We start from the raw sequence: 14,833 nt of genomic DNA, 5'->3' as shown, positions 1-14,833 counted from the left end.
CACCGGTGAACGACCGATACGACGGATACGCGGGCGGCGACCAGTACGAGCTCGTCGGCTACGACGAGTTCGGGCAGCCTGTGTACCGGCAGGTGCCCGCACAGCGGACCCCGCAGGGCTACGACCCGTACGGCGCACAGCCCGACCAGCAGCACCAGGGATACGGCTACGACCCGTACGCGACCGGCACCGGCACCCAGCAGTCCGTGGGGCCCTACCACACCGGCCGGCATCAGCCGGAGTCCTCCCATGACACCGGCCCGCAGCCCCCCGCCCCGCCTTACGACCCCTACGCCCCGTACGGCACCACGACCGCCGCCGGCCACGACCCCTACGGCCGGTCCGCGACCAGTGGTCAGCAGCCGCGCGTCACCGAACAGACCGCCTACATCCCGCACCAGGCCGGCCCGGCCGACAGCGCCCCGGGGCACGCCCCCGGGGCCGGCTTCGCCGACGACGGCACGCCCACAGGCGATGAGACCTCCGAGAAGGAGCCGCACGGCGACCGCGACTACCGCACCGAACAGTTCGCCTTCGTCGAGGAGCCCGACGGCGACTCCGAGGACGTCATCGACTGGCTGAAGTTCACCGAGAACCGCACCGAGCGCCGCGAGGAGGCCCGCCGCCGCGCCCGCAGCCGGATCATCGCCCTGGCCGTCGTGCTCGCCCTGGTGGCTGTCGGCGGCGTCGGCTACCTCTGGTACGCGGGCAAGCTGCCCGGCCTCTCCTCCGGCGGCAAGTCCGGCACGACGACGACGGCCGCCACCGCCCAGAACCGTGACGTGATCGTCGTCCACCTGCACAACACCAAGGGCGGCGGCACCTCCACCGCGCTGCTCGTCGACAACACCACCACCAAGCAGGGCGCCACCGTCCTGCTGCCCAACTCCCTCGCTCTGACCTCGGACGACGGCAGCACCACCACCCTCGCCAAGTCGGTCGCCGACGACGGCTCCTCCGGCACCAGCGACGCCATCGACTCGGTCCTCGGCACCAGGATCGAGGGCACCTGGCGCCTCGACACGCCCTACCTGGAGAACCTCGTCGAACTCGTCGGCAACATCGAGGTCGACACCAACGCCGACGTCCCCGACCCGGACCCCAAGAAGAAGGGCGGCGCGCCCCTCGTGCACAAGGGGCAGGACCAGACCCTCAGCGGCACGATGGCCGTCGCCTACGCCACCTACCGGGCCACCGGGGAGTCCCAGGACGCCCAGCTCGAGCGGTTCGGCCAGGTGATGCAGGGGGTGCTGCGCAAGATGTCCTCCGACCCGCAGGCCGCGACGACCACCGTGCAGACGCTCGCCCAGATCCTCGACCCCTCCCTGACCGACAACGACCTCGGCACCTTCCTGGCCAAGCTCGCGGACCACGCCAAGGAGGGCGACTACAAGACCGCACTGCTGCCGGTCCAGTCCGACGGCACCGTCGGCCAGAAGGCCACCGACACCGTGGTCAAGACGCTGCTCGGTGGCACCGTGAAGAGCCCCCAGGCCGGTGACGCCGTCCGGGTCGGCATCAAGAACGCCACTGGTTCCCAGGCCGCCGCCGAGCAGGCCCGTGTCGTCCTCGTCAACGGCGGCTACACCTCCGTCGACGCCGGTACCGGCCCGGCCCAGGCCACCTCCCAGGTGACCTACGCCGACGACGGCGACAAACAGAACGCCATCGAGGTCGCCAAGACCCTCGGCCTGCCCACCAGCGCCGTCAAGAAGGGCACGGGCGCCCCGAACGCGAACGTCTCGGTCGTGCTCGGCAAGGACTTCAAGCCGTCCTCGTGACGTGGGCCACATTTCGGCCGCCGGGGCGTGCTCCATTAATCACATGGGGTGCCGTCGGCGGTCCGTGAGACCCTTGAGGTATCACTGACCGCCGACGGAAAGCCTTGTAGTGACCGCCACGGACCGCTCTCTGGAACTCATCAACACCGCCGCCCAGGCGGCCGCCGACAAGCTCGCGCACGACATCGTCGCCTACGACGTCAGCGACGTTCTCTCGATCACGGACGCCTTCCTGCTGGCCTCGGCCCCCAACGACCGCCAGGTCAAGTCGATCGTCGACGAGATCGAGGAGCGGCTGCTGAAGGAACTCGGCGCCAAGCCGGTACGCCGCGAGGGCGACCGTGAGGCCCGCTGGGTGCTCCTGGACTACGTCGACATCGTGGTGCACGTCCAGCACAGCGAGGAGCGCGTCTTCTACGCCCTGGAGCGGTTGTGGAAGGACTGCCCCGAGCTGGACCTGCCGCCCGACGCCAAGGCCACCCGCGGCAAGGCCGCGGAACACGCCAGGCTGCAGGCCGCCCAGGACGCCGCCGAGCTGGACGCGCAGCTGGGCGGGGAGCTGCGGTGACGGCAGCGGGCACCGACACGGGGAAGAAGGGCCGGGGGCGCCGGATCATCCTGTGGCGCCACGGCCAGACGTCCTGGAACGTGGAGCGCCGCTTCCAGGGCTCCACGGATGTCGAACTGACCGAGACCGGCATCGGCCAGGCCCGCCGCTCCGCGCGCCTGCTCGCCTCACTGAAGCCGGACGCCATCGTCGCCTCCGACCTCAGGCGCGCCGCCGCCACGGCCGCCGAGCTGGCCACGCTCACCGGCCTGGAGGTCACCCTGGACGAGGCCCTGCGCGAGACGTACGCGGGCGTCTGGCAGGGGCTGACCCACGAGGAGATCATCGCCCGGCACGGCGAGGAATACGCCGCCTGGAAGCGCGGCGAGCCCGTCCGCCGCGGCGGTGGCGAGCTGGAGACCGAGGTCGCCGACCGGGCCGCCCCCGTGGTGCTCCGCCATGCCGAGAAGCTCCCCGTGGACGGCACGCTCGTGGTGGTCAGCCACGGCGGCACGATCCGCACCACCATCGGCCGCCTGCTCGGCCTGGAGGCCCAGCACTGGGAGAGCCTCGGCGGTCTCTCCAACTGCTGCTGGTCCGTCCTCGGCGAAGGCACCCGCGGCTGGCGCCTCCTCGAACACAACGCGGGCACCCTGCCGGAACCGGTCCTCGGCGACGACGACTGAGCGGCCTCGCGGGTGCTCCTGACCCGGATTTCACTTTCTGGCAGGTCGCAGGCTAAAGTTCTTCTTGTTCGCCCCGCCGAGCGGGGCGAAACACCATGCGGCTCCGCCGCGTGGAACGAGGGGCTATAGCTCAGTTGGTAGAGCGCCTGCATGGCATGCAGGAGGTCAGGAGTTCAATTCTCCTTAGCTCCACGGATCGGCACTCTGTTGAGTTGTCAAAGATCGATGATCAGGATCCCGTCCCGTCAAGGGGCGGGATTTTCTGTGTTCCCCATGCGGACGACCTCCCCGGCCGCCTCGTCCGACGACGGCCACAGCCGCTGCCTCCGCGCCCTGAGCAGTGCGACCTTCTCGTGAGCCTCCTCGTTCTCCGGCGTGTACGCCACGATCCTGCACTCCGGCATTCCGTCGATCGACAGGGACAGCGAGGTCATCCTCAGCTCGCCCACCGCCTTGTGACGGAAGGTCTTCACCCGCGGCCCGGGCGGGGTCACCTCGCCGCTCGCCCACAGCTCCGCGAAGTACGCACTGGCCGCCGACAGCTTGCGTATGAAGTCCTCCCACGCCGGCTCGCCCACATGTCTGCCGTACGCGGAGCGAAGAGTGGCCACCATCACCGGCAGCTCCCTGTCCCGGTGCACCACCGGGCAGGCCTCCTCGGGCACCATGAACAGCGTCCACAGCGCGTTCGCCGCGCCGATGTCCGGCGTCCTCGGAATCCGGAACAGGTCGCCGTAGGCGGCGTTCGTGGCGAGGACGTCGTAACGCGAGTTGTAGACCACCGCCGGACGCGGATCCAAGGCGTCGATGACGTCCTGGACGTCCTGGCCGACCCGCTGGGGCAGCCCCTCCCCGCCCCCGTCGTAGGGCACCTCCGCCAGGTGGTACAGGTGCTCGCGCTCCGGCTGGTCCAGGCGCAGCGTGCGCGCCACCGCGTCCAGGACCTGTGGCGAGGCGTTGATCGGGCGGCCCTGCTCGAGCCATGTGTACCAGGTCACACCCACCCCGGAGAGCTGCGCCACCTCCTCGCGGCGCAGACCCGGTGTCCGGCGCCGCAGTCCCGGCGGCATGCCCACGTCGGCCGGTGTCACCCGGGCCCGCCTGCTGCGCAGGAAGGCGGCCAGCTCCGGCCTGCGGCGCTGTGTCGTCGTCATGGTCCCCACATCCCCCGTCTCCATCGTCGGGACCGGAGCCGGTCGCTGCCAGGTGCTGTCGGTACCAGCATCGGCGGGCTCTCGTCACCCGTGTCCGCTCGTCGCCAGGCTCGCAGACATGACGACGACAATCCCACCGGGTCCCGGATCCACTCCCGGAACCCGACCTGCGACCAGTAAAACCCCCACCACTGACAATCGCCCCGGCCGGCTGCTCGCGGTCGTGCTCACCGCCCAGTTCATGGCCCTGCTCGACGTCTTCATCGTCAACGTCGCCGTGCCCACGATCGGTTCGGACCTCCACGCGAGCGACGCCGGACTGCAGTTGGTCGTCGCCGGGTACTCCATCGCGTACGCCGTGCTGCTGATCACCGGTGCGCGCCTCGGCGACCTGCTCGGCCACCGCCGGGTCCACCTCGCCGGGATCGCGGTGTTCACGGCCGCCTCGCTGGCCTGCGGACTGGCCGGGGGAACGGGGGAGTTGATCGCCTTCCGGCTGGTGCAGGGCGCCGGGTCGGCCGTGATGATCCCGCAGGTGCTCAGCCTGATCCAGCGTCACTTCACCGGCGAGGCCCGGGCGAAGGCGCTCGGGGCCTACTCCGCCGTCCTGGCCACCGGTGCCGCCGCCGGGCAGGTGCTGGGCGGGGTCCTGGTCAGCGCCGACCTGTTCGGCGCGGGCTGGCGGCCGGTGTTCCTCGTGAATGTGCCCGTCGGCGCCGTACTGCTGGCCGTCGGCAGCCGCGTCCTGCAGCGGGACGACGCACACGCCAGCGAACGCTCGCGCGGCCTCGACCTGCCCGGCCTGGTGCTGCTCGGCGGTGCCGTCTCGTTGCTGACCGTGCCGCTCGTGCTCGGCCAGGAGGAGCACTGGCCGCTGTGGTCCTGGCTGTCCCTGGCCGCGGCCGCACTGGCCTTCGCCCTGTTCCTGGGATACGAGTCCCGGCTCGCCCGGCGCGGCGGGGCGCCGTTGATCGCGCCGAGGGTGCTGCGCCATCCCGGTATCGGCCTCGCGGTCTTCCGGCTGCTGGCCGTGATGGCCGTCAACGCCGGTTTTCTCTTCTCGCTGACCCTCCACATCCAGGGCGGCCTCGGCTACAGCGCCCTGCGGGCGGGGCTGACCTTCGCGCCGACCGCCGTGATGTTCGGGCTGGCCGGTCTGACCTGGCGCAAGTGGCCGACCTCCTGGCAACGTCACCTGATCCCGGCAGGGTTCGTCCTCACCGGCCTGTCGGTGACCGGGGTGGGCCTCGCCCTGCACGGGGGGAGCCACGGCGGAGCCGGGCTGTACCCGGCCTTCGCGGGCGTCGGGGTGGGCCTTGCGCTCGCCTTCAGCCCCACCCTGACCGGGGCCCTCGCCACCGTGCGGCCCGAGGACGCGGCCGACGCCAGCGGCCTGCTCGCCACGGTCACCCAGCTCGGTCAGCTGCTCGGTGTGGCGGCCTTCGGCGCACTCTTCCTGAACCGGCTTGAGTCACTGGGGGCCCCTGGGGCGTATACCTCTTCGGACGCGCTCCTCGTGTGCATGTACGCGCTGGCCGCGACGGCCACGCTGGGTGCTGTGTCCGGACTGGTACGAAGGCGTCGCTGACCGTATTGGTCCGGCCGTGGCAGAATCAAACGGCCGGAAGGGGGCGCGGCCCGACGGGAGGGAGTAGCGATGCCAGCGAGCATCCGCGGGGAGGTCCACGATCTCCTCGCAGTGGCGGTGACACGTCGGAATGCCACCCTCCTCGACTGCCCCTCGTGCGGCTCGTCCCACGTCGCCCAGGTGCTCGGCGACAACGGCGGCATCTCCTACGTGTGCACGGCCTGCGGCCACAGCTGGAGCTGATCGATGGGTGCACACAGGCGGAAGTGCGACTGGTGCGGCAGCGGCACGCCGATCGTCCGTGACATGGAGCCGGTCAACCCGGACTACCAGTACTGGTGCGAGGAATGCGCACGGGCGCTGATCATAAAAGGCGACCCGATCGAAACCTATCGGGAGCTGGAGGGGGAGCCGATCTACGGCCGCCTCCTGGACGAGCACTGCACGCTCAAACGCTTCTACTCGTTCGCCACGGCCTGACGCGGGGGACGAGGGAAACGATTTGGTGTTCCACCCGGTGGACCGTGTAATGTTGGCGTCGCCGCCGGGGAAACCGGGCGGCAAGGCCGATACGCGGTTCCGCCGCGTGGCCGCAAGGGGCTATAGCTCAGTTGGTAGAGCGCCTGCATGGCATGCAGGAGGTCAGGAGTTCAATTCTCCTTAGCTCCACAGAAGTTGAAGGCGGTTCATCCGAGGGATGGGCCGCCTTCGTCGTGCGTTCGGCGTGGACGGCCGCGGACACATGTGCGAGCGGGGAAGACGACTGCGCACGCGGGGAGGACAGTCCGCGTACGCGGACGTGTGGGAACGAAACGGCGGGCCCCCGGTGAGGGTGGCCCGCCGTCCGTGTGGCCAGCGCCCGAGGGCCCGGTCAGCGCCCGAGGGCCCGGCGTCCGCGGCCCTGCGACAGCACGGGCAGGTTGCTGCGTGACGGCGGACCGGACCGGGTGTCCTCCTCGATCCGCAGCGCGAGCGCCGGGCAGCGGCGCACGGCCCGCAGGGCTTTCGCCTCCGCGTACAGCGGCACCGGCGCCTGGGCGACCGTGGGGAAGCCGTCGGCACCCAGTTCGAACACCTCCGGGAGGATGTCCGCGCACAGGCCGTGGCCACGGCACAGCGTCCAGTCCACGTAGATCTTCTGCCGGCTGGCCCCCGCCTCCGGCTCGGCCTGTCCGCCGCCCGGGATGCCCGTCGGGGCCCTGCCGTCCTCGAACAGCGGCAGCACGCCCTCCACGGGCCGGCCGCAGCCGTTGCCGAGGACGTGCGCGGCCAGGTCGTCCGTGAACGCCTTGATGGTCGATTCCAGGAACATCGCGGAGCCGTCCGGGTGCGAGCACGCACCGCGCCTCTTCACGGCCTTGGCGACCTGCTTGAGGGCCTCCAGGGCGGCCGGACCGCCACCGTTGAGGATGTCCTCCATGCCGCGGGCCGCGGCCGGCAGCCCCAGGTAGCAGGGGCCGCACTGGCCCGCGCTCTCCTCGGCCAGCCACTTCGCCACCTGCAGGGACTCGCCGAGCGGGCAGGTCTCCTGGCTGATCGGCAGGATCGCGCCGGCGCCGAGCGAGCCGCCGACGGCGTCCAGGGAGTTGCGCGAGACGACCGCCTCGTTGACGGTCGTCGCGTCGATCCACTTGCCGTGGTAGCCGCCGGTCAGCACGCCCTGCGGGACGGGCGGGGCGCCGGCCAGCTGGAGCACGTACCGCAGCGGGACGCCCGTGGGGACCTCGATCACCATGGGGCGGTTGACCGCGCCGGAGACGGTGAGCATGACGGTGCCGGGTTCGTCGTACAGACCGGTGTTGCAGTAGCGCTCGGCGCCGATGCGCGCGGCGATCGCCAGCTGGGCGAACGTCTCGGCGTTCGACAGCAGCGTGGGCGCGCCGCCGACCCCGCTCTGCGAGGCGCTGGTCTTGCGCCCCGGAGGGATCGCCGGACCGCCGTCGATCGAGCGGATCAGCGAGGCGGCGGCTCCGGTGACCATGCGCACCGGATTGCGCTGCACGCGCGCGCGGATGGGCGCGCCGCGCCGGTCGCTCAGCCCGCGCTCGGCCAGCGCCTGCTCCATCGACCGCTCGGTCGAGGCACGTGTCACCCCGACGACGAGCTGGCGGGCGCCCAGGGCCTCCGCGACCAGCAGGGCGCCGTCCAGGATGAGGTGCGGGGCGCGGTTGATCAGCACCGTGTCCTTGCGGCAGGCGGGCTCGTCCTCGCTTCCGTTGACGACCACGACCGGCCGGATGCCGCGGCGGATCGCGGACTCGGCGACCGAGCGCAGCTTCTTGTGGAAGGGGAAGCCGGCGCCGCCGCGCCCCTTGAGGTTGATCTGCTCGGCGAGCTGTGCGAGCTGCTCTCCGCCCATGGGCTCGAGCGGGCCGTGCACCTTGAGGTGCATCGGCAGGTCGAGTCTCTCGACAAGGTCGAAGCCCGACGTGAGCTGCGGAAGCCCGACCACCCGGACTTCTGGGACGTCGGGCAGGGCCTCGTTCACTTAAAGCCTCCGGAAGGCGCGTTCCAGGGTTCGCCGGCTCCCGGCGTGTCGAAGGCGCCGGGGAACGTTTCCGCTGCGGGACCGCTGTTGTACGTGTTGTTCGAGTTGTACGTGCCGAACGGTACGTTCGTCTCACCGGTGTCGTACATCTCACTCGCGCCGTACCCGTTGTATCCCGGACTGCCATAGGCCGGGACGGTGTATCCGGTGTCCTGGAGCGGGTCGTACGCGGAGGGAGGCGCCTCCCCGACCGGCGGCGGTGACGGGATCGGCCAGCTGCCCGAGGTGCTGCCGCCGGCGTCGACGCGCGGCATGGCCTCGGTGGCCTGTGTGTCGTACAGATCCATCCGCTGGGTCGCGTCCGGCATCATCGGTGTCTGCGCGCGCGGGGTGGCCGACGTGGCCCGGTAGGCGGCCGCGAAGCCGTTGCCGGGCTCCGGGGTCATGCTGCGGGCTGCGGGAGCCTCGTACAGGGGCGTTGAGGGCTGTGGGGGGACCAGACCACCCTCCCGGCCGCCGGCGCGGTCCGCCGAGCGCCCCGAGAAGCCCGCCAGGGTGGCCGCCGCCTCCGCGTTGCGAGCGCGGCTGGCGTCCAGCCCTTCGCGTCCCGCCATGTCACCGCCGCCGACGATCGCGAAGACCCTGTCGGCCACCTTGCGCTTGAACGGGCGCGGCGCGGCGCGCAGGGCCAGCGCCCCCATGACCCCGAGCAGGCACAGCTCGTAGGACACCATGAAGAACGGCTTCGCCGCGCGTCCCGCGTACAGGCCGTGCACGAGCGCGGCGCACCAGGACGGGTAGGCCAGCATGTGCATCGCCCGCCAGCGCGCCGCGACCGGCGCGGGGGTCGCGAAAGCGCTGCGCAGCGCGCCGGTGATACCCACGAAGATCATGAGGAGGCCGGCCAGGGAGCCGAGGCCGATGAGGCCGGCCGAGCCGCTGACGCCCAGGCTGAAGGGGATCAGCGCGGCGATCAGCACAGTGTGTTCGAGCGCGATCTTGACCGTGACGTGCACCAGGAGGAACGCGATCGAAGCGACCGCGGTGGTCCGGTGGACGGCCTGCGCCACGATCCGCTGGCGGGTGTTGAGGAAGATCCGGTCCTGGGCGACGAGGCCCCAGATCACGGAGCAGCTGAGGGAGACGAGCGAGAGCACGCCCGCTCCGAAGTTGAGGAAGTCCCGGACTGCGTTCCCGCCGGCCAGCACGATGACGGGTATGAGCAGCAGCACCACAGCCGACGCCACGCCGTAGGCCGAGCGGCCCGGCTTGGGGAGCGAGCTGTTACTACGTGGAGGGTTCATGGGGGCAACTCCGAACAGTTTCGGGAAGGCGGTCCCGCTGCCGCACTCTAGGTGGCTCCAAACCGAGCGGTACGTGGTTTCAGTTATTGCGTTGTTATCAAAGGGTCGCGGCGTGGTTGCGATGTCCGATTAGCTGCTGTTACGCGAAGTAATATTTGAACTCGATTCAGCCTTTCGTGACGTGCGCCACCTGACCGTCGATGTCTGAGTACGGCTGCGATCGGTGTTGGGTTCATCCGGTTCGCTCAGAGTCGGGTCCGCGTCGGGTCCGCGTCGGGTCCGCGTCGGGTCGCGTCGGGTCCGCGTCCGACCCGGGTCGGCTCCCGGTCGTCCCGGGTGCGCTCCCGCGGTGACCCCGGTGGCCCGTCGCGGTGCGCTCGGGCGCTGCGGTACCCTGACGCCATGCGTGCCGTACGCCTTCTGCTTAGCGAGCCGCGCTGATCAGTCCCGACCACCGGGCGAATCCGATGGTCGGAATCGGCGCGGCGACCCCTCCTGTGCGAGGGGCTTTTTCATTTCCGCTGGCAGAGACGATCTATGGAGCTTTGAGGATCATGAGCGAGACGAATCCCGCTGCCGCCGCCGTGTCGGCGGAGGCCGCGCCGCACCGCTACACGGCCGCCCTGGCGGCCGAGATCGAGGCACGCTGGCAGGACTTCTGGGACGCCGAGGGCACCTACGAGGCGCCGAACCCGAGCGGGGACCTGGCAGGCGATCCCGAGCTGGCCGCCAGGCCCAAGAAGTTCATCATGGACATGTTCCCGTACCCCTCGGGTGCCGGCCTGCACGTCGGCCACCCCCTGGGGTACATCGCCACCGACGTCTTCGCCCGATTCCAGCGCATGACCGGGCACAACGTCCTGCACACCCTGGGCTTCGACGCCTTCGGCCTGCCCGCCGAGCAGTACGCCGTGCAGACCGGCACGCACCCGCGCGTGTCCACCGAGGCCAACATCGAGAACATGAAGTCCCAGCTGCGCCGGCTGGGCCTGGGTCACGACAAGCGCCGGTCGTTCGCCACGATCGACCCGGACTACTACAAGTGGACCCAGTGGATCTTCCTGCAGATCTTCAACTCCTGGTACGACGACGAGGCCCGCAAGGCCCGCCCGATCTCCCAGCTGATCGCCCAGTTCGAGTCGGGTGAGCGGGCGATTCCGGGCACCACGCGCGCGTGGAACGAGCTGACCGCCGCCGAGCGCGCCGACGTCCTGGGCGAGTACCGACTGGCCTACGCCTCCGACGCGCCCGTCAACTGGTGCCCCGGCCTGGGTACGGTCCTGGCCAACGAGGAGGTCACCGCCGACGGCCGCTCCGAGCGTGGCAACTACCCCGTCTTCAAGGCCAAGCTGCGCCAGTGGAACATGCGCATCACCGCCTACGCCGACCGGCTGCTGGAGGACCTGGAGGAGCTGGACTGGCCCGAGGCGATCAAGCTGCAGCAGCGCAACTGGATCGGCCGCTCCGAAGGGGCCCGGGTCGACTTCCCGATCGACGGCGAGACGATCACGATCTTCACCACGCGCCAGGACACCCTGTTCGGCGCCACCTACATGGTGCTGGCACCCGAGCACCCGCTGGTCGAGAAGTTCACCCCCGAGGCGTGGCCCGAGGGCACGCACGAGGTGTGGACCGGCGGCCACGCCACGCCCGCCGAGGCCGTCGCCGCCTACCGTGCCCAGGCCGCCTCCAAGTCGGACGTCGAGCGGCAGGCCGAGGCCAAGGACAAGACCGGCGTCTTCACGGGCGCGTACGCCACCAACCCGGTCAACGGGGAGAAGATCCCCGTGTTCATCGCCGACTACGTGCTGATGGGCTACGGCACCGGCGCGATCATGGCCGTCCCGGCGCACGACAGCCGCGACTTCGCCTTCGCGCGCGCCTTCGAGCTGCCGATCCGCTGCGTCGTGGAGCCCACCGACGGCCGCGGCATCGACCCGTCGACGTGGGAGGACGCCTTCGTCTCCTACGACGCGAAGATCGTCAACTCCTCCGGTGACTCGGTGAAGCTGGACGGTCTGGGCGTCACCGACGCCAAGGCGCGCATCACCGAGTGGCTGGAGCGCAAGGGAATCGGCGAGGGCACGGTCAACTTCCGCCTGCGCGACTGGCTGTTCAGCCGCCAGCGCTACTGGGGTGAGCCCTTCCCGATCGTCTACGACGAGGACGGCGTCGCCCACGCGCTGCCCGAGTCGATGCTGCCGCTGGAGCTGCCCGAGGTCGAGGACTACTCGCCGCGCACCTTCGACCCGGACGACGCCGACACCCAGCCCGAGACCCCGCTGTCGCGCAATGAGGAGTGGGTCAACGTCACCCTGGACCTGGGCGACGGCCCGAAGCAGTACCGCCGCGAGACCAACACCATGCCCAACTGGGCCGGTTCCTGCTGGTACGAGCTGCGCTACCTGGACCCGCACAACAGCGAGAAGCTGGTCGACCCGGCCATCGAGCAGTACTGGATGGGCCCGCGCGAGGGCATGCCGCACGGTGGCGTCGACCTGTACGTCGGCGGCGCCGAGCACGCCGTGCTGCACCTGCTGTACGCGCGCTTCTGGTCCAAGGTGCTGTACGACCTGGGGTACGTCTCCTCCGCGGAGCCGTTCCACAAGCTGTTCAACCAGGGCATGATCCAGGCCTACGTCTACCGCGACAGCCGCGGCATCGCGGTGCCGGCCGCCGAGGTGGAGGAGCGCGACGGCGCGTACTACTACCAGGGCGAGAAGGTCAGCCGCCTGCTGGGCAAGATGGGCAAGTCCCTGAAGAACGCGGTCACTCCGGACGAGATCGCCGCCGAGTACGGCGCGGACACCCTGCGCCTGTACGAGATGGCGATGGGTCCGCTGGACGTGTCGCGGCCGTGGGACACGCGCGCGGTGGTCGGCCAGTTCCGGCTGCTGCAGCGGCTGTGGCGCAATGTCGTCGACGAGACCACCGGCGAGGTCACCGTCACCGACGCCGAGCCCGACGAGGACACCCTGCGCGCCCTGCACAAGGCCATCGACGGCGTCCGCCAGGACCTGGAGGGCCTGCGGTTCAACACGGCCATCGCCAAGATCACCGAGCTGAACAACCACCTGACGAAGGCGGGAGGCCCGGTGCCGCGCTCGGTCGCCGAGTCGCTGGTGCTGCTGATCGCTCCGCTGGCCCCGCACATCGCCGAGGAGCTGTGGCGCAGGCTGGGCCACACCGACTCCGTCGTCCACCGTGACTTCCCGGTCGCCGACCCCGCCTACGTCGTGGACGAGACCGTGACCTGCGTGGTCCAGGTGAAGGGCAAGGTCAAGGCTCGCCTGGAGGTCCCGCCCTCGATCTCCGAGGAGGAACTGGAGAAGGTGGCGCTGGCCGACGAGAAGGTGGTCGCGGCCCTGGGCGGCGCCGGGATCCGCAAGGTGATCGTGCGCGCGCCGAAGCTGGTGAACATCGTCACGGCATAGCGGCCGTCGCTTCGGGCGACCTGTGCCGCCCTTGTCGGGGTAGTCCCCTACGGGCAGGTTCGGGGTTCTTCCGGAACCCTGGGCCTGCCCGTTGCGTTTACCGTGGAAGAGCGGTGAGCAGCCGCCCGGCCGACCGGAGGAGGAGCGTTGTGGAAGCCGTTCTGACCGTCATCGCGCTCCTGTTCGTGCTGTGCCTCGTCCTAGGCGTGTATGCGACGGTGAAGGCGGTCGGCGCGGCGAAACGCGGCGTGGACCGGACGATCGCGCAGGCCCGGCGCACGGTGGAGGACACCACCCTGCGCGCCAGGACCCTCACCCAACCCGGTCCGGCGGGTGAACTCGCCGAGCTGCGACTGAGGCTGCGGACCTCGATGCGCGCAACTCAGGACGCCCTCCACGCGGGCGTCACCGAGGACGAGTCGCTGAAGGAGGCGCTGGGCCTCTTCAAGCGCCTCAGCGCGCACGGACACGAACTGGACGCCGAGCTGCGGCGCCTGGAGGCGGAGCCGGACCGCCAGGCGCTGGTCTCCCGACTGCCCGAGCTGCGCGTACGGACCGAGCGCGTCACCCGGTCGGCGGACTCGCTGCGCTGGGCCGCCCATGACAGGGCACGTCGGTTCGCGGACGACGACCTGGACGCGCTGAGCGCCCAGATCGACGTCGAGGCGGGCGCCCTGCGCCACTGGACCAGAGAGCAGCCGACGGGGTCCGCCGCGTCCTGGCCCGAGGCGCCGGCGCCGGAGGATGCGGCCTCCTCCCAGACCTGGCCGGAGACACCCGAGTCGCGTACGGCGCGGGAGCAGACCCGGCCGGCGCTCGGCTCGCGCACCCAGCGGCCCGTGTATCCCTGGCAGAGGAAGCCCCGCCCCGAGAGCACCCGATGATCCCTCCACAGACCGTCCAGGTCGGCGGGGTCGGTCTGCCACCGGCGCGTTCCGGCAGGTAACCTCCAGCTCATGTCCCGCCATGTCGCGATCGTCACCGATTCAACGGCCTACCTGCCGCCGCGGACGATGGAGCGCCACGGCATCACCGCGGTGCCCCTGACCGTGGTCCTCGGCGACCAGGCACTCGAAGAGGGCACCGAGATCTCCGCCCGTTCCCTGGCCCAGGCCTTGCAGAAGCGACGGCCCGTCACCACGTCCCGGCCCAGCCCGGAGCTGTTCGCGGACACCTACCGCAAGGTCGCCGCGACGGGGGCGAGCGACATCGTCTCGCTGCACCTGTCCTCCGAGTTCTCCGGCACGTACGACGCCGCGGTGCTCGCCGGGCGCGAGGCTCCCGTGCCGGTGCGCGTGGTCGACACCGGGATGGTCGCGATGGCCCTCGGCTTCTGCGCGCTGGCCGCCGCCCAGGCCGCGGAGGCGGGCGGCACGGTCGACGACGCCGTCACAGCGGCGGAGAAGCGGGCCGCGGACACCTCCGCGTACTTCTACGTGGACACCCTGGACTATCTGCGGCGCGGCGGCCGGATCGGCGCCGCGCAGGCGCTGCTCGGCTCGGCGCTCGCGGTCAAGCCGCTCTTGCAGCTGAACGGCGGCCGTATCGAGTTGCTGGAGAAGGTGCGTACGGCGTCCAAGGCCATCGCCCGCCTGGAGGAGATCGTCGCCGAGCGCGCCGGCGACGGAAAGGTCGACATCGCGGTCCACCATCTCGCCGCTCCGGAACGGGCGTCGGCGCTCGCCGACCGCCTGCGCGCACGGGTGCCCGGGCTGGCCGACCTGCATGTGAGCGAGGTCGGGGCGGTGATCGGGGCGCACACGGGACCGGGTCTGCTGGGGGCCGTGGTGTCGCCTCGGTGACAGGGTCACACCGGACCTGGGGCGATGGTGACTCATGTGGGTGACGGAG

General features: G+C 70.8%; 12 protein-coding genes and 2 tRNA genes. 11 read left to right on the top strand and 3 right to left on the bottom strand.

Going from position 1 to position 14,833, the window contains the following annotated elements; all coding sequences use genetic code 11:
* Positions 1-5 precede the first annotated feature (5 nt).
* The 4 genes from SY2F82_RS03105 (at position 6) to SY2F82_RS03090 (ending at position 3,206) form a co-directional block, all read left to right on the top strand.
* Positions 6-1,781, top strand: a complete 1,776-nt coding sequence (locus SY2F82_RS03105; RefSeq protein ID WP_200417348.1) for an LCP family protein — start codon at positions 6-8, stop codon at positions 1,779-1,781.
* Positions 1,782-1,890: 109 nt separating this feature from the next.
* Positions 1,891-2,349, top strand: coding sequence for a ribosome silencing factor (rsfS, locus tag SY2F82_RS03100; RefSeq protein WP_200417347.1), 459 nt, complete (start codon positions 1,891-1,893; stop codon positions 2,347-2,349).
* Entirely contained in the window at positions 2,346-3,014 is a 669-nt protein-coding gene (locus SY2F82_RS03095; RefSeq protein ID WP_200417346.1) for a histidine phosphatase family protein, read from the top strand. The genes rsfS and SY2F82_RS03095 overlap by 4 nt, the downstream gene beginning before the upstream one ends.
* A 119-nt stretch (positions 3,015-3,133) precedes the next feature.
* Positions 3,134-3,206: transfer RNA gene (locus SY2F82_RS03090), tRNA-Ala, on the top strand.
* A gap of 53 nt (positions 3,207-3,259) precedes the next feature.
* Here the strand turns inward: SY2F82_RS03090 and SY2F82_RS03085 are convergent.
* On the bottom strand, positions 3,260-4,168 hold the full coding sequence (locus SY2F82_RS03085; RefSeq protein WP_200417345.1) for a helix-turn-helix transcriptional regulator: 909 nt from the start codon (positions 4,166-4,168) through the stop codon (positions 3,260-3,262).
* Between the two features lie 223 nt (positions 4,169-4,391).
* Between SY2F82_RS03085 and SY2F82_RS03080 the strand changes: the two genes are divergently transcribed.
* From SY2F82_RS03080 to SY2F82_RS03065, 4 genes are all read left to right on the top strand, one after another.
* Positions 4,392-5,756, top strand: coding sequence for an MFS transporter (locus SY2F82_RS03080; RefSeq protein ID WP_236041070.1), 1,365 nt, complete (start codon positions 4,392-4,394; stop codon positions 5,754-5,756).
* Between the two features lie 69 nt (positions 5,757-5,825).
* The gene (locus SY2F82_RS03075; RefSeq protein ID WP_200417343.1) at positions 5,826-5,999 is read left to right on the top strand and encodes a hypothetical protein; all 174 of its coding nucleotides are present in this window, start codon (positions 5,826-5,828) and stop codon (positions 5,997-5,999) included.
* Positions 6,000-6,002: 3 nt separating this feature from the next.
* Complete coding sequence (locus SY2F82_RS03070) at positions 6,003-6,236, top strand: hypothetical protein (protein ID WP_016643127.1); 234 nt, start codon at positions 6,003-6,005, stop codon at positions 6,234-6,236.
* A gap of 116 nt (positions 6,237-6,352) precedes the next feature.
* Positions 6,353-6,425, top strand: a tRNA-Ala gene (locus SY2F82_RS03065).
* A 202-nt stretch (positions 6,426-6,627) separates the two neighbouring features.
* Here the strand turns inward: SY2F82_RS03065 and SY2F82_RS03060 are convergent.
* Together SY2F82_RS03060 and SY2F82_RS03055 are read right to left on the bottom strand one after the other, a co-directional pair.
* On the bottom strand, positions 6,628-8,244 hold the full coding sequence (locus SY2F82_RS03060) for an NADH-quinone oxidoreductase subunit NuoF family protein (protein WP_200417342.1): 1,617 nt from the start codon (positions 8,242-8,244) through the stop codon (positions 6,628-6,630).
* Positions 8,241-9,548, bottom strand: coding sequence for a cytochrome b/b6 domain-containing protein (locus SY2F82_RS03055; protein WP_200417341.1), 1,308 nt, complete (start codon positions 9,546-9,548; stop codon positions 8,241-8,243). The genes SY2F82_RS03060 and SY2F82_RS03055 overlap by 4 nt, the downstream gene beginning before the upstream one ends.
* A 554-nt stretch (positions 9,549-10,102) precedes the next feature.
* Here SY2F82_RS03055 and leuS point away from each other — a divergent pair.
* The 3 genes from leuS to SY2F82_RS03040 all read left to right on the top strand — a co-directional run bounded on the left by leuS (position 10,103) and on the right by SY2F82_RS03040 (position 14,784).
* A complete protein-coding gene (gene leuS / locus SY2F82_RS03050) occupies positions 10,103-12,982 on the top strand; it encodes a leucine--tRNA ligase (protein WP_200417340.1) in 2,880 nt (959 codons plus the stop codon).
* Between the two features lie 149 nt (positions 12,983-13,131).
* Positions 13,132-13,866, top strand: coding sequence for a hypothetical protein (locus SY2F82_RS03045; RefSeq protein WP_200417339.1), 735 nt, complete (start codon positions 13,132-13,134; stop codon positions 13,864-13,866).
* A 72-nt stretch (positions 13,867-13,938) separates the two neighbouring features.
* Positions 13,939-14,784, top strand: a complete 846-nt coding sequence (locus tag SY2F82_RS03040) for a DegV family protein (RefSeq protein WP_200417338.1) — start codon at positions 13,939-13,941, stop codon at positions 14,782-14,784.
* Positions 14,785-14,833: the final 49 nt, after the last annotated feature.

Source organism: Streptomyces sp. Y2F8-2, assembly GCF_014905555.1.
Classification (GTDB): domain Bacteria; phylum Actinomycetota; class Actinomycetes; order Streptomycetales; family Streptomycetaceae; genus Streptomyces; species Streptomyces cynarae.
Note: the sequence above shows the minus strand (reverse complement) of the source record. Positions and strands in the feature narration are given on the sequence as shown.

Excerpts from the sequence above, each read along its gene's own strand:
- SY2F82_RS03085 (WP_200417345.1), bottom strand. The coding sequence starts at position 4,168 with ATGACGACGACACAGCGCCGCAGGCCGGAGCTGGCCGCCTTCCTGCGC.
- SY2F82_RS03075 (WP_200417343.1), top strand. The coding sequence starts at position 5,826 with ATGCCAGCGAGCATCCGCGGGGAGGTCCACGATCTCCTCGCAGTGGCG.
- SY2F82_RS03070 (WP_016643127.1), top strand. The coding sequence starts at position 6,003 with ATGGGTGCACACAGGCGGAAGTGCGACTGGTGCGGCAGCGGCACGCCG.
- SY2F82_RS03055 (WP_200417341.1), bottom strand. The coding sequence starts at position 9,548 with ATGAACCCTCCACGTAGTAACAGCTCGCTCCCCAAGCCGGGCCGCTCG.
- leuS (WP_200417340.1), top strand. The coding sequence starts at position 10,103 with ATGAGCGAGACGAATCCCGCTGCCGCCGCCGTGTCGGCGGAGGCCGCG.
- SY2F82_RS03040 (WP_200417338.1), top strand. The coding sequence starts at position 13,939 with ATGTCCCGCCATGTCGCGATCGTCACCGATTCAACGGCCTACCTGCCG.